This is a genomic window from Pseudomonas brassicacearum, from assembly GCF_003732175.1.
Lineage (GTDB): Bacteria > Pseudomonadota > Gammaproteobacteria > Pseudomonadales > Pseudomonadaceae > Aquipseudomonas > Aquipseudomonas brassicacearum_G.
On the sequence record NZ_MOBI01000009.1, the window covers coordinates 325,114 to 338,444 of the forward strand.

The following is a 13,331-nucleotide window of genomic DNA, read 5'->3' on the forward strand; positions in this document are numbered from 1 at the left end:
CATTACGCGGGGCGAATCAGCTCAACGCTACCGCGCCACGCTGTTCCAGTTTGCGACGGCGAGCCACAAACAAACCGGCAGCCACCACCAAAAGGCTCAACAGCCCCGTGGCAAGGATTTCCACACGATGGGCATCCTGAAACAGCATGATGGTCAGGGCCGCCACGATGAATATGATCACCGCATAGGTCAGGCCCGGGAACAGCCACATGCTGAAGGCGATTTTTTCACCGCGTGCCATGCGCTGTTTGCGCATGCGCAGTTGCGAAATCGCGATCACCAGGTACACCAACAGCGCAATAGCGCCGGAGCTGGCCAGCAGGAACTCGAACACCGCAGCCGGGGCCATGTAGTTGGCGAACACCGCGAGGAACGCCGCGCAGGTAGACAACATGACGGCCCAGTACGGCGTGCCGCTCTTGTTGGTACGCTGGGAAACGGCCGGTGCATCGCCACGCTTGCCCAGGGAGAACATCATGCGGGATGCGGTGTACAGCGCCGAGTTCAGGCAACTGGTCACAGCAACCAGCACCACGAGGTCGACGATCAGCTTGGCATTCGGGATGCCCATGCGCTCAAGCACGGTCTGATAGGAACCAACGCTGGCCAGAACCGGGTCGTTCCATGGCACCAGGGCCACAACGATGAAGATCGATACGAGGTAGAACAAGCCAATCCGCCAGATCACCGAATTCGTGGCCTTGGAGATTTGCCGGCCAGGGTTCTTCGACTCCGCGGCCGCGATGGTCACGATCTCGGTGCCCATGAAGGAAAACATGGTAGTCAGGATCGCGCCCAGTACAGCGCCCATGCCGTTTGGCAAGAAGCCCTGGGTGTCGAACAGGTGCGAAACGCCGCTGACCTGGCTGCCTGGCAGGAAGCCGAAGATCGCCATAACACCAAGGACAATGAAACCGATGATCGCCAGGACCTTGATCAGAGCGAACCAGAATTCGAACTCACCGTAGTTCTTCACGCTGAACAGGTTGGTCACTGTCAGCAGCAACGTGATGATCAGGGTAAATGCCCAGATGGCCACGTCAGGGAACCAGGCATGCAGGATAGTCGCGGCGGCGTTGGCCTCCAGCGGGATTACCAGAACCCAGAACCACCAGTAGAGCCAGCCGATGGTGAAACCGGCCCAGTGACCGATGGCGCGATCGGCATAGGTCGAGAAAGAGCCCGTGTCCGGAGAAGCAACGGCCATTTCGCCAAGCATGCGCATGACCAGCACTACCAGCATACCGGCGGCAGCGTAGGCCAACAGCACGGCCGGGCCGGCGGCGGCGATGGCGTGACCCGAGCCAACGAACAGACCGGCGCCGATAACACCGGCAATCGACAACATGGTCACATGGCGCGGTTTAAGCCCCTGTTCGAGGCCATTAGAGCTTTGCGTACTGCTCATTGAATCTACCTTTGTGAGGAATGCGTGCGTGCACGTCCGTCTGATGTTCCTTCTCGTAAAAAGAATCCAACGGGGCGTTCCTTATTCTGCACGCAATAATTGCGCCAAAATGTTTCACTCCGCCGGTTTACGCGGGCTGTACGGCGACTGAGCAGTCATCGCAAGCCATTGAAATTAATGGCACTTCGCCAGAGCGTTACCCTGCCACACACTTCATGGACGAATTCATGCACCAGAAACACACCTGAAAAACGGCTCTCGCACAATAAAAGTGCGGATCGGGAACGTTTGTCCGGTTAGCGCTTCCAACACCCGGCCAAAGCTGGCACCATCGCGCCTTTTTTTACGCGACACCCGCGCAGACATGGCTTCAAACGGGGGATGGGTTGTTGATGGCGCGACAGACTGCTGCGCTGAGGCGACAACCGGTCACGCACTGCCCGTCTACGCCCCGTGGGGCTGTTGGCCGCCATTCGACCGCCATGCTAGCTTGGCGCCTCACCAGGAATGCCCGGCCAACAGCAGGAGCACAACAGACACAATGAGGACCGCACATGGCTGAGGCCGCGCCCGCGCTTGAAATCCGCAACTTGCACAAACGCTACGGGACGCTTGAGGTGCTCAAAGGCGTCTCGCTGACCGCACGCGACGGCGATGTGATCTCGATCCTGGGTTCCTCCGGTTCCGGCAAGTCCACTTTCCTGCGCTGTATCAACCTGCTCGAAAACCCGCACCAGGGCCAGATTCTGGTGGCCGGCGAAGAGCTCAAGCTCAAGCCTGCGAAAAACGGCGAACTGGTCGCCGCCGACGGCAAGCAGATCAACCGCCTGCGCAGCGAAATCGGTTTTGTATTTCAAAACTTTAACCTGTGGCCGCACATGAGCGTGCTCGACAACATCATCGAAGCCCCGCGCCGCGTCCTCGGGCAAAGCAAGGCCGAAGCCATCGAAGTGGCAGAAGCCTTGCTGGCCAAGGTCGGTATCGCCGACAAACGTCACGCCTACCCGGCAGAACTTTCCGGTGGCCAGCAACAACGCGCCGCCATCGCCCGCACTCTGGCGATGCAACCCAAAGTCATTCTGTTTGATGAGCCGACTTCCGCGCTTGACCCGGAAATGGTTCAGGAAGTACTAAACGTGATCCGCGCCCTGGCCGAAGAAGGTCGCACCATGCTGTTGGTCACCCACGAAATGGGCTTCGCCCGTCAGGTGTCCAGCGAAGTGGTGTTCCTTCACCAGGGGCTCATCGAAGAGCAAGGATCGCCCCAGCAGGTGTTCGAAAACCCGCTTTCGGCGCGCTGCAAACAATTCATGTCCAGCAACCGCTAACGGAGCTACCTACATGCAGACTTACAAGAAACTCCTCCTGGCCGCGGCCGCCACACTGGTGTTTTCGGCCAATGCAATGGCTGCCGAAAAACTGAAGATGGGCATCGAAGCGGCTTACCCACCGTTCAACAATAAAGATGCCAGCGGCCAGGTGGTCGGTTTCGACAAAGACATCGGCGACGCCCTGTGCGCCAAGATGCGGGTCGAATGCGAAGTCGTCACCTCTGACTGGGACGGCATCATTCCAGCACTGAACGCCAAGAAGTTCGATTTCCTGGTTTCTTCGCTGTCGATCACCGAGGAACGCAAGCAGGCCGTTGATTTCACCGACCCGTACTACTCGAACAAACTGCAGTTCATCGCACCGAAAAACGTCGACCTCAAAACCGACAAGGCCTCGCTCAAAGGCAAGATCATCGGCACCCAGCGCGCCACCCTGGCCGGCACCTGGCTTGAGGACAATTACGGCAACGACGTCACCATCAAGCTGTATGACACTCAGGAAAACGCCTACCTGGACCTGACCTCCGGTCGCGTCGATGCGATCCTCGCCGACAAATATGCCAACTACGACTGGCTGAAAAGCGACGCCGGCAAAGACTATGAGTTCAAAGGCGAGCCGGTTGTCGCCAGCGACAAAATCGGCATTGCCGTGCGCAAGGGGCAGGACGAACTGCGTAACAAGCTGAATGCCGCATTGAAAGAAATCGTCTCTGACGGCACCTACAAAAAGATCAACGACAAGTACTTCCCGCTCAGCATCTATTGATTCTGACTGGCCTGACCGGCGCCGCTCTCTGACGGTGCCGGTCCTTGGCAATGCCTGCGGCAACCTGAATAGAAATCCATGACTATCGACCTCTACGGATTCGGCCCGGCGCTCGCCGCTGGTGCGCTGATGACCGTCAAACTGGCCCTCTCGGCGTTATGCCTGGGACTGGTGCTCGGCCTGCTCGGCGCCTTGGCCAAGACTTCCCCGTACAAGCCGTTGCAATGGCTTGGCGGCACTTACTCGACCCTGGTTCGCGGTATCCCGGAATTGCTCTGGGTGCTGTTGATCTACTTTGGCACGGTCAACCTGATGCGTGCCTTGGGCGAGTTTTTCGGCAACCCCAATCTCGCGCTCAATGCCTTCGCCGCTGGCGTGATCGCCTTGGGCCTGTGCTTCGGCGCCTATGCCACCGAAGTCTTTCGCGGGGCGATTCTGGCGATCCCCAAGGGTCACCGTGAAGCCGGCGTAGCACTGGGCTTGTCGAAATTGCGGATTTTCACCCGGCTGATCATGCCGCAAATGTGGCGCATCGCCCTGCCGGGTCTGGGCAACCTGTTCATGATCCTGATGAAGGACACCGCACTGGTGTCGGTGATCGGCCTGGAAGAAATCATGCGTCACGCGCAAAACGGCGTGACCATGACCAAGCAGCCGTTCACCTTCTACATGGTCGCGGCCTTCATGTACCTGGGCCTGACGATTCTGGCCATGACCGGCATGCACCTGCTGGAAAAACGCGCCGCTCGCGGCTTCGCGAGGAGCACGCAATGAACTGGGAAGTCATCATCAAGTGGCTGCCGAAACTGGCACAGGGCGCGACCCTGACCCTGGAACTGGTGGCCATCGCCGTCGTCCTCGGCTTGCTGCTGGCGATTCCGCTGGGCATCGCCCGCTCGTCACGCCTGTGGTACGTGCGCGCACTGCCTTACGCGTACATTTTCTTCTTCCGTGGCACGCCGTTGCTGGTGCAGCTGTTTCTGGTCTATTACGGCCTGGCGCAGTTCGATGCGGTCCGCGCGAGCGCGATGTGGCCGTACCTGCGCGATCCGTTCTGGTGCGCAACCGCCACCATGACCCTGCACACTGCGGCCTACATCGCCGAGATCCTGCGCGGGGCGATCCAGGCCATCCCGAAGGGCGAGATCGAAGCCGCACGGGCGTTGGGCATGTCGCGCCCCACGGCGCTGTTCTACATCATCCTGCCGCGTGCCGCGCGTATCGGCCTACCGGCCTACAGCAACGAAGTGATCCTGATGCTCAAGGCCAGCGCCCTGGCCAGCACCGTGACCTTGCTGGAACTGACCGGCATGGCCCGCACCATCATTGCCCGGACCTACCTGCCCGTGGAGATCTTCTTCGCGGCGGGCATGTTCTACCTGTTGATGGCCTACATCCTGGTGCGTGGCTTCAAGCTGCTGGAGCGCTGGTTGCGCGTCGATGCCTGCCAGGGGCGCTGATCGGCCAGTGCTTGCGGGCGAGCAGTTGCTCGCCCGCTTCAAGGCGCTGGACGAGTTCCTGACTGAACACCAGACGCTCTGGCGACCGAGGCCGTTTACCCATCGGCAACTGCCGTGGGAAACGGCCTATCCCGAATTGGCAGATTGGCTACGCCAGCGTTCGCTGGAAGACGCGGATACCAGCCATAACCATCCTGAGCATCTTCTGGCGCCCGCGCCTTTTCCAGGACTGGCCGCGCGGTCCATTGCCCTCAGCGCTGTAGGTGACCTTCCCGTTCATACGACCGAGCCTGCGACCCGACGGCTGAACGTCGACGTGCCCGGCCGTAAATGGCAGCAGATCGAAGCGTTCGCCGGTTGCCTGCAATTTGCCGAAAAAACCCGGCACTGGCTGGACTGGTGCTCGGGCAAGGGTCATTTGGGCCGACGCCTGCTGCAAGCCGGTCAACAACTGACCTGCCTGGAATATGATCCGGCGCTGATCGCCAGCGGTCAGGCGCTGAGCCAACACCATCACCTCGCGGTCAATCATCTTCAACAAGACGTGATGGTGGCCGATGCGGCGATGCGTCTGAGCGCCGATCAGACACCGGTCGCCCTGCACGCCTGCGGCGATCTGCATGTACGGCTGATACAACTGGCCAGCGCGGCCGGCTGCAAACAACTGGCCATTGCGCCCTGCTGTTATAACCGCATCAGCGCTCGCCAGTACCAGCCACTGTCCGTCGCAGCGAAAGGCTCCGGCCTACAGCTTTCCCTCGACGATCTCGCGCTGCCACTGAGCGAAACCGTTACCGCCGGTGCCCGCGTCCGACGTCAACGCGACATATCCATGGCCCGCCGACTGGCATTCGACCTGCTGCAACGGCAACTGCGCGGCTGTGACGACTACCTGCCAACACCGTCGCTGCCCAACGCCTGGCTGGATAAACCCTTCGCCGATTACTGCCGCGACCTGGCTGCGCTGAAAGACTTATCCACAGTCGGCGAGCAGGATTGGCCAGCACTCGAAGCCGCCGGCTGGCAGCGGCTGGCCGAAGTACGCAATCTGGAGCTGCTGCGTGGCCTGTTCCGGCGCCCGCTGGAGCTGTGGCTGGTACTCGATCAGGCACTCTTCCTCTTTGAACGTGGCTACGCCGTTCGCCTTGGAACCTTCTGCGAAACCCCACTCACACCGCGCAATTTACTGCTCCTGGCGGAACGCTCTTAAACAGCGACAGCCTGTGGATAACTCTGTTGATGGAATATTCATGGATCCAACAAATACGCTGTTTCGAGACTGAAACACTGTTGGTCATCTTTTGTTCATCAGAATAAAAAACCCGTAAAACAATCATTTGCAAGAAAATGAGAACGGATCCACAAAAACCGCTGTGCTTGCCTCCCTCGCCCGTCCCGTTGTGCATAAGCATTCAGCCAAAAGGACATAACCGCCGAAACCCGGATGCCACGAGCGGGAAATTGCGCCTGACAACCACCCTTGTTATACAGGCAGGCAAGGGAGCCGATGGCGCGCCCACGAACAAGATTTTCTGACCGACAGGAAGCCACAGTGACGTTCATTTCTTACGCACAGAATTTCGAAGACATACGACTGTGGCGCACCCTCAAAAACGTCGAAAACGGCCTCTACATCGACATCGGGGCCAACCACCCCGTCCATGACTCGGTCACCAAGGCGTTCTACGACCACGGCTGGGGTGGCATCAACGTCGAACCGGTGCAGGTTTATTACGACGCGCTGTGCCAGCAACGCCCCAAAGACATCAACCTGCAATGCGTCGCTGGCGAAACCGCTGAAGCCCTGACGTTCTACGGCATCGCCGACACCGGCCTGTCGACCCTCGACCCGGCCATCGCCCGGCAGCACAAAGACGCGGGCATGCACGTACAGACCCAGACCGTCACCTCACGCACCCTGGCGTCGATTTGCGAAGAACACGTCAAAGGCCCGATCCACTTCCTGAAAATCGACGTCGAAGGCCACGAAGAAACTGTTCTGCGCGGCATGGACTTCGTCCAATGGCGGCCGTGGATCATGCTTATTGAAACCCCATGGAACCGCGACCAGACCTGGGAAAAAATCGTCACCGAGGCCGGTTACCACCCCGTACTGTTCGACGGTATCAACACCTTCTACCTGGCCGAAGAACACCTGAACCTCAAGCCTGCATTCGAGATCCCGCCGTGCAATCTGGACGACTTCCAGTTCTGCAAAGGCCACAAGTTCAGCCACCCGGTTGCAGACCTCGAAACCGCACTGAACGCCGAACGCCAACGCGCCGACCGCGCAGAGGCCGAGCTGCACGCACTGCGCAACAGCCGCTCGTGGCGGGCGATTCAGACACTCAAGAACGTGCTGGCTCGCACCTGACGCTTCAGACCTCACATCAGGCGGAAAAAACGTTATGACTCTCGACACCTTGATCCTGCACTGGCGCTCAGAAGTCTCGAACAAGAAAAAACCCGGAAGCCGCATCGGGTTGATCAGCAACATCCTCAGAAGAATCAGAAGGAACAACACCCTCCGGTATTTATTCTGGTTCAGGCTTGCCCAGTACCTGAATAGCGGAAATGCGTTCGCGCGGCTCTACGCCAAGCGCATGGAGAGGAAAATCAACCTCAAGTACGGGGTCGACATCAGCATTGATGCCGAGATAGGACCGGGTTTTCGCATCGGCCACCTGCCTGGAGTCGTCATCACCGGCTACGTCAAAATCGGTCGGAATTTCTTCATTCGCCAAAACACAACGATCGGCATCAAAACCATGGGCCTGGACGAGTACGACCTGGTAATTGGCGACAACGTCAGCGTCGGGGCGAACAGCTGCATCATCGCCGACAGCCTCTCAATCGGTGACAACGTCACGATCGGGGCCATGTCATTCGTCAACAAAAGCATCCCGGCGGACAGCACTTTTTACAACGCGCGATAACCGCAGATTGATCGAAACCAGCCACGGAGCGCCCAAGCACACACAAGGGCGCGAGCCTTGTCAGAGTCCTGCTGAAAAATAGTCAGTAATCAGGGGTTTACAGAACCCCGCCAATCGCTATAATCGTCGCCCAACACGCCGGTATAGCTCAGTTGGTAGAGCAACTGACTTGTAATCAGTAGGTCCCGGGTTCGACTCCTGGTGCCGGCACCATACAAAACGAAGCCCTCGCAGCAATGCGAGGGCTTTGTTGTTTCCAGGGTTTGGAAAAACCCGTGCTCCCGCCTAGAACTCTTTGCCAAGAAAAGGAGCGGTTTCCACTTCCAGCATCAGCAACACCATTTCCGTCAATTCGGCGTCGGACTTCTGTCCCGCATAGAGGTCATGGAGTGCTTTGGCGAAGGGAATACGCAGGTCCTGGTTTTCTTCGCGGGCGCTATCGCTGTATTGCATGAGTTCGCTGATGGCTCGCATCACAGCCGCTTGCCACCGAGCGGTGGTCCTCGGACCATCGCCGGTGATTGCAATCAATTTATCCTTCGTCAGTTGGCGAAGGGCGGGTTCCCGCAACGGCTTATGCGGCTTTGGGTTGCGAGTGTTCTTTGACATACCGGACGATACTCAGCGTTTCCTGCCGGAACTGCTCGTAGTCGATCTGCTGGGCGTTAATAAAGGTGCTGCCCATCATGGTCAGCGACCCCATAAAGCTGGCTTCGGAAATTTCCTCGTCGCTCGCGCCAAACAAGCGCGCGGCTTCGGTATGGAACAGGGCGCAATACTTACAACGGGTCGCCCCGGACACTGCCAGTCCTATCAACTCCTTGTACTTGTTAGGAATCCTGGTTTCCGCCAGCCAGAAGTCCCGGGCTACGCCCCAGAATCCGTTCGCTGCACCTTCCGGCATCTGCTTGATCCACTCCGGTACCTGACCCAGGGTCTGTTCAATTTCCCGATAGGTATCACGAATGGCCATTTGGCACCTCCTTACCTCTCTGGAGACATCTATACCAGAGGTACAACTTAGTTTAGTTCGCTGGCGGCCATGCCAGAGCCGGCAGCAGGACAACTCCAGCAACGAATCCTTAAATATCGTAGAAACAACAGGATGGATTTAGACTTTTTTGGCGCAATGACGAACCACTAAATGCTTGGAGTTATCAAACAAAGCCCCCGCAGCGATGCGAGGGCTTTGTCGTTTCCGGGGTTTGGAAAAGCAGGTCTTAGTGACCGGCGCTCTGACCGCCATCGACGTGCAGGATTTCGCCGGTGACGAATCCGGCGGAGTCCAGATACACAACGGCTTGGGCGATGTCGCTGATCTCGCCCATGTGCCCGACCGGGTGCAAATTGCCCAGCGCTTCGTGGGTTTCTTCGGCGTGCATCGGCGTTTTGATGATGCCGGGGCTGACCGCGTTCACGCGAATGCCGCGCTTGGCGTATTCGATGGCCAGGGATTTGGTTGCGGCGTTGAGGCCACCTTTGGTCAACGATGCCAGTACCGATGGCACGCCGTCGACCGCGTGGTCTGTCAGGCTGGTGGTGATGTTGACGACGTGGCCGCGGCCTTGTTTTTCCATCTCGGTGATGGCGAGTTGGGTGATGTAGAAGAAGCCATTCAGGTTCACCGACAGCACAGCAGCGTAGTCTTCGTGGGTATACGCGGTGAACGGCTTGGCAACGAAGATCCCGGCATTGTTGACCAGGGTGTCGATACGGCCAAAACGTGCGATCGCTTCACGAATCACGCGCTCGGCGATCGCCGGGTCGCCGATGTCACCCGCCACGGTGAGGATCTCCGGATCCGTGGACGGTTTGATCGAACGCGAGGTGGCAACCACCCGGTAATCGAGATCACGGAAGGCCTTGACCATACCCGCGCCAAGACCTTGAGATGCGCCGGTAATAACAATGACTTTTTTCGAATTGCTCATGATGAACCTCTACAAAATAATGGAGTTTTAAAAGGGATCAATCAGGCTTCGGCGGGGGCCTGCGCCATTTGCCTCAGCATCTGTTCGTAGTACTCGACCGATTGCGAACCGGACACCAGGTGACGACCGTTGAGGATCATGGCTGGCACCGAGTTGATGCCGTGCTCGCTGTAAAACGCTTCAAGCTCACGCACCTCCTTGGCAAACACTCCGGACGCCAACACCCCACGCGCACGCGCCGCATCCAGACCCGCTTCGGCCGCCAGACGTACCAGCGTCTCTCGATCGCTCGGGTTTTGGCCGTCGCTGAAATAAGCGCGCAGCAAGCCTTTCTTCAGTTCGATCTGCCGCCCTTCCTGCAATGCCCAGAACAACAGACGGTGAGCATCAAAGGTGTTGTAGAAGTGACTGCGTTTCTCCAGATCGAACGTGAAACCGATGGCTTGACCACGGGCGATCTGCATCGCTTTGCCGGCCGCGATGTCCTCGGCGCTGCGCCCGTATTTGCGCATCAGGTGCTGGACCGCGTTCTCACCTTCGGCCGGCATGTCCGGGTTCAACTCGAAGGGTTTGAAGGTCAGCTCGACCGGAACTTCCCCAGCTAGGTTCTCGATGGCTTGCTCCAATGCCGTCACACCCAAGGCGCACCACGGGCACACCACGTCGGAGATGAAATCGATGGTGACGGGCCGATTCATGACTGCCCCTCTGCCAGTTGTTTTCGGTACTGGGTGGTGGTGATCCCGGCATAACCCCAGTTATCGGTGTCGACTTCTTCGATCACGATGTGGGTCAGCTCCGGGCGTTTGTTGAGGACCCGCTCCAGGGTTTCAGTGATTTCGGCGATCACCTGAGCTTTCTGCTCTGAGGTAACGCCATCGCGGGTAATGCGTACGCTGACGAAAGGCATGACGACTCTCCAGTGACCTTCCCTTCGGGATGATGGGCAGGTGGTGGAGATGACTGTATGACGTTGCTTTGGCGGGATAAATATGGGTTCAAGCACATCATTAGTAACGTGATGTAATGAATATGGGCAGGATATTGATCTATCTAAACCAGCTCGCCTCCCCTGAAAAGTCCTAGAGGAGCGCTGATTTTGGAGCCCTGAACTGGCTGTACAGATGGCGAACCCAAATAGTGCCGGCACCATACAAAACAAAGGCCTCGCAGAAATGCGAGGCCTTTGTTGTTACTGGGGGAAGGTTTATAGAGACGCGGAGATTATCGCTCGCGTCTAAGCGAAGACTGAGGGGGAGTTGTTTGTCCTCCCACCACCGACCTCACTCCGCACAACAGGCAGCACCCACCACAGTACTTGACGGGTCAAACCGCCTGCAGATCACGCAGAGCTTCGGGATGCTGACTTGCAACACGCAACAGCGTTTGTGCCGCTCCCGTGGGCTGCCGCCGCCCCTGCTCCCAGTCCTGCAACGTTCGCAAACTGACACCGAGCAGCTTGGCGAACGCATTTTGAGAAATACCCACTTTGGCCCGTGCTTCGGCAGCCGCTGACAGCGGCACCTCTGTCAGGCGAGCAACTTTGCCGGCTTTCATTTGACGCACAGAGTCCAGCAAGTCCTTTTGGAACTGTTCCAGTTCATTGTCCATTGCTGATTTCCTCCTTCAGCTGCTTGAGGAAGGCTGCGGGTAAATTGTCGAACTTCGCCTTGGTGTAGGCGATCAGCAACCAGATAGAGCCTTCGGAAAGCGTGTTGTAGTAAATGACACGTGTACCACCTCGTTTGCCCATCCCGCTACGGGACCAACGAACCTTGCGCAAGCCGCCGCTGCCAGGAACCACATCACCGGCCAACGGATTAGCTGCCAGCCAAGTAATGAACTCATAACGTTCGCCATCGTCCCAGATGGACTCAGCATAGCGCTTGAAAATTTCCGTTTCGATAATGGTGTACATGAGCCCGACTATACGGCGTAGCCGTATAGCCAAGCAATGCACGTTTGTCTGATTGGATCTTGCCCATGAGCACCAAGCCGAAATCATCCCATCGTCGAAAAGAGGGTGGTCAGCTATAGCCCTTGCTCTAGAGCCTTTGGCACTTGATCGTCGAAATTATGAAAATTATGGCTGGGCAATAATTATTGCCCAGCCATAATTCTCACTAAAACTCTCTCGGCCATAATCTCCAATTCGCCACGCTTGCAGCCCCTCCCCTCACACGCTAACCTTCAGTCGTCGCTGCCAAATCAGCGAACGGGCGTAGGAACCCGAGTTAATCAAGGCGCAACAGCGCCCCATCAGCTATTGCAGGCGCTTTTTTTGTGTCCGCGATATCGTGCAATGGTGGCTGTGCGCGGGACACCTTCGGGTGTGCCGGGTGCCTTGATTCCCGGTATTCCTACCCCGCGTACGGCCGCCACCCAATCCCGTAGGAAGGACGGTTGCGGCTCCCAACAGTCAAGGAGCTAGACAATGCACACCATAAATCCGTCCAAAGCCTGCATTTGCAATCACCGCGCTAATCCCTCGAACACCTTTCAAGCACATACCATCACAAGCGACCTCCCAACCCTCGGAGGTGTCCAATGACCAACCCCCAAGACCTGACAACCGCCGGCCTCACGCCCTTCTCCATCCATTCCGACCAACCCCTCTTCCGCGTCAACAGCGGCGTGCCGATCCGCGAAGCCTTGTCCCACGTTTCCGACTTGCTCCACCTCTCCAAACTGCTGGCCGAAGACGCGGCGATGGAGCGCAATACGGACCGCTATGCCTGGGCATCGCACTATTTGCAGGAGATGAGTAAGGCGGTGATCGATGATGTGGTGAAGGTGCTGGGCGCGCCGGGTAATAACCACAGTCAGTAACGTCGTGACCTGAACCTGATCCGCACGCAAGAAAAAGCCCCGAATCATTCGGCAATGCTGTTCACTGAAGGAAGTCTGGAGGCCTGAGAAGTATCTGTGGCGAGGGAGCTTGCTCCCGCTGGACTGCGTAGCAGGCCCAATTCAGGGCCGCTTCGCGCCCCAGCGGGAGCAAGCTCCCTCGCCACAACTGCGGTTGTGCCTGAAACATCGGCTTAAGTGAACAGCATTGCCGAATGATTCGGGGCTTTTCGTACGTGTGTCTCAGACCTCGCTGACTTCAAACACGAACGAGATCTTGCGGCTGCTGGCGCTCTAGACGTAGCGGATGGGCGTACGCACGCCAGTGGTTGTCATCACATCGTTAAATATCGGATACCGCTGCACGGATTCTCCTGATTCTGATGACCACCGACGCATGACTTGCGTTCAGGTTGACACATGCGTCATCTGTGGCAGAAAATCGACCCGAGAGCGCGAAACCGACTGCCTTCAGGTGGCGATAGTCGGCGTTAGGAACCCCGTTGATGGCCTGAAAATCAGCGCCCGGGTGAGACCTCTCCTCCCCTGCTTGAGGGAGCACAATATCAAGCAACCTCATCAAGAAAAGCAGCCTAATCAGGCTAATGCCGATCAGTTAAGCCCTATTGCTTGACCTTTGGCCGCAAGAAAT

At 57.8% G+C, this 13,331-nt stretch carries 16 protein-coding genes and 1 tRNA gene; 9 read left to right on the plus strand and 8 right to left on the minus strand.

The window, feature by feature from the left end:
- Positions 1–16: 16 nt before the first annotated feature.
- On the minus strand, positions 17–1,408 hold the full coding sequence (gene gabP / locus BK658_RS09495) for a GABA permease (RefSeq protein WP_123582089.1): 1,392 nt from the start codon (positions 1,406–1,408) through the stop codon (positions 17–19).
- A gap of 554 nt (positions 1,409–1,962) precedes the next feature.
- Between gabP and BK658_RS09500 the strand changes: the two genes are divergently transcribed.
- The 8 genes from BK658_RS09500 (at position 1,963) to BK658_RS09535 (ending at position 8,114) form a co-directional block, all read left to right on the plus strand.
- Positions 1,963–2,736, plus strand: a complete 774-nt coding sequence (locus BK658_RS09500; RefSeq protein ID WP_123582090.1) for an ABC transporter ATP-binding protein — start codon at positions 1,963–1,965, stop codon at positions 2,734–2,736.
- Between the two features lie 13 nt (positions 2,737–2,749).
- Positions 2,750–3,505 carry an ABC transporter substrate-binding protein gene (locus tag BK658_RS09505; protein ID WP_123582091.1) on the plus strand — a complete coding sequence of 252 codons (756 nt, stop codon included), beginning with the start codon at positions 2,750–2,752 and terminating at the stop codon, positions 3,503–3,505.
- Positions 3,506–3,583: 78 nt separating this feature from the next.
- Positions 3,584–4,279, plus strand: a complete 696-nt coding sequence (locus BK658_RS09510; RefSeq protein WP_123582092.1) for an ABC transporter permease — start codon at positions 3,584–3,586, stop codon at positions 4,277–4,279.
- Positions 4,276–4,965, plus strand: a complete 690-nt coding sequence (locus BK658_RS09515; protein WP_071552393.1) for an ABC transporter permease — start codon at positions 4,276–4,278, stop codon at positions 4,963–4,965. The genes BK658_RS09510 and BK658_RS09515 overlap by 4 nt, the downstream gene beginning before the upstream one ends.
- A complete protein-coding gene (locus BK658_RS09520) occupies positions 4,946–6,175 on the plus strand; it encodes a methyltransferase (RefSeq protein ID WP_123582093.1) in 1,230 nt (409 codons plus the stop codon). Before BK658_RS09515 ends, BK658_RS09520 begins: the two co-directional genes overlap by 20 nt.
- A 342-nt stretch (positions 6,176–6,517) precedes the next feature.
- Entirely contained in the window at positions 6,518–7,339 is an 822-nt protein-coding gene (locus BK658_RS09525; RefSeq protein ID WP_123582094.1) for an FkbM family methyltransferase, read from the plus strand.
- A 34-nt stretch (positions 7,340–7,373) separates the two neighbouring features.
- Positions 7,374–7,901, plus strand: coding sequence for a serine acetyltransferase (locus BK658_RS09530; protein ID WP_123582095.1), 528 nt, complete (start codon positions 7,374–7,376; stop codon positions 7,899–7,901).
- Between the two features lie 137 nt (positions 7,902–8,038).
- Positions 8,039–8,114: transfer RNA gene (locus BK658_RS09535), tRNA-Thr, on the plus strand.
- A 72-nt stretch (positions 8,115–8,186) separates the two neighbouring features.
- On the opposite strand, the gene BK658_RS09540 is transcribed toward BK658_RS09535, so the two are convergent.
- From BK658_RS09540 to BK658_RS09570, 7 genes are all read right to left on the minus strand, one after another.
- Entirely contained in the window at positions 8,187–8,510 is a 324-nt protein-coding gene (locus tag BK658_RS09540; RefSeq protein ID WP_259740072.1) for a hypothetical protein, read from the minus strand.
- A complete protein-coding gene (locus BK658_RS09545; RefSeq protein ID WP_123582097.1) occupies positions 8,476–8,874 on the minus strand; it encodes a carboxymuconolactone decarboxylase family protein in 399 nt (132 codons plus the stop codon). The genes BK658_RS09540 and BK658_RS09545 overlap by 35 nt, the downstream gene beginning before the upstream one ends.
- A 247-nt stretch (positions 8,875–9,121) precedes the next feature.
- Complete coding sequence (locus tag BK658_RS09550) at positions 9,122–9,832, minus strand: SDR family NAD(P)-dependent oxidoreductase (protein WP_123582098.1); 711 nt, start codon at positions 9,830–9,832, stop codon at positions 9,122–9,124.
- A gap of 41 nt (positions 9,833–9,873) precedes the next feature.
- The gene (locus BK658_RS09555) at positions 9,874–10,530 is read right to left on the minus strand and encodes a DsbA family oxidoreductase (RefSeq protein WP_123582099.1); all 657 of its coding nucleotides are present in this window, start codon (positions 10,528–10,530) and stop codon (positions 9,874–9,876) included.
- The gene (locus tag BK658_RS09560; protein ID WP_123582100.1) at positions 10,527–10,742 is read right to left on the minus strand and encodes a tautomerase family protein; all 216 of its coding nucleotides are present in this window, start codon (positions 10,740–10,742) and stop codon (positions 10,527–10,529) included. The genes BK658_RS09555 and BK658_RS09560 overlap by 4 nt, the downstream gene beginning before the upstream one ends.
- Positions 10,743–11,158: 416 nt before the next feature.
- Positions 11,159–11,443: a helix-turn-helix domain-containing protein gene (locus BK658_RS09565; protein ID WP_178098747.1), complete on the minus strand. Its 285-nt coding sequence runs from the start codon at positions 11,441–11,443 to the stop codon at positions 11,159–11,161.
- Complete coding sequence (locus BK658_RS09570) at positions 11,433–11,750, minus strand: transcriptional regulator (protein WP_123582101.1); 318 nt, start codon at positions 11,748–11,750, stop codon at positions 11,433–11,435. Before BK658_RS09570 ends, BK658_RS09565 begins: the two co-directional genes overlap by 11 nt.
- A gap of 629 nt (positions 11,751–12,379) precedes the next feature.
- On the opposite strand from BK658_RS09570, the gene BK658_RS09575 reads away from it, so the two are divergent.
- Complete coding sequence (locus tag BK658_RS09575; protein WP_123582102.1) at positions 12,380–12,661, plus strand: DUF3077 domain-containing protein; 282 nt, start codon at positions 12,380–12,382, stop codon at positions 12,659–12,661.
- Positions 12,662–13,331 lie beyond the last annotated feature (670 nt).

Bases quoted from the DNA above. Each gene is read 5' to 3' on its own strand.
- BK658_RS09570 (WP_123582101.1), bottom strand. From the start codon at position 11,750: ATGTACACCATTATCGAAACGGAAATTTTCAAGCGCTATGCTGAGTCC.
- BK658_RS09510 (WP_123582092.1), top strand. From the start codon at position 3,584: ATGACTATCGACCTCTACGGATTCGGCCCGGCGCTCGCCGCTGGTGCG.
- BK658_RS09565 (WP_178098747.1), bottom strand. From the start codon at position 11,443: ATGGACAATGAACTGGAACAGTTCCAAAAGGACTTGCTGGACTCTGTG.
- BK658_RS09515 (WP_071552393.1), top strand. From the start codon at position 4,276: ATGAACTGGGAAGTCATCATCAAGTGGCTGCCGAAACTGGCACAGGGC.
- BK658_RS09550 (WP_123582098.1), bottom strand. From the start codon at position 9,832: ATGAGCAATTCGAAAAAAGTCATTGTTATTACCGGCGCATCTCAAGGT.
- BK658_RS09545 (WP_123582097.1), bottom strand. From the start codon at position 8,874: ATGGCCATTCGTGATACCTATCGGGAAATTGAACAGACCCTGGGTCAG.
- BK658_RS09500 (WP_123582090.1), top strand. From the start codon at position 1,963: ATGGCTGAGGCCGCGCCCGCGCTTGAAATCCGCAACTTGCACAAACGC.
- BK658_RS09575 (WP_123582102.1), top strand. From the start codon at position 12,380: ATGACCAACCCCCAAGACCTGACAACCGCCGGCCTCACGCCCTTCTCC.
- gabP (WP_123582089.1), bottom strand. From the start codon at position 1,408: ATGAGCAGTACGCAAAGCTCTAATGGCCTCGAACAGGGGCTTAAACCG.
- BK658_RS09555 (WP_123582099.1), bottom strand. From the start codon at position 10,530: ATGAATCGGCCCGTCACCATCGATTTCATCTCCGACGTGGTGTGCCCG.
- BK658_RS09560 (WP_123582100.1), bottom strand. From the start codon at position 10,742: ATGCCTTTCGTCAGCGTACGCATTACCCGCGATGGCGTTACCTCAGAG.
- BK658_RS09530 (WP_123582095.1), top strand. From the start codon at position 7,374: ATGACTCTCGACACCTTGATCCTGCACTGGCGCTCAGAAGTCTCGAAC.
- BK658_RS09540 (WP_259740072.1), bottom strand. From the start codon at position 8,510: ATGTCAAAGAACACTCGCAACCCAAAGCCGCATAAGCCGTTGCGGGAA.
- BK658_RS09520 (WP_123582093.1), top strand. From the start codon at position 4,946: ATGCCTGCCAGGGGCGCTGATCGGCCAGTGCTTGCGGGCGAGCAGTTG.
- BK658_RS09505 (WP_123582091.1), top strand. From the start codon at position 2,750: ATGCAGACTTACAAGAAACTCCTCCTGGCCGCGGCCGCCACACTGGTG.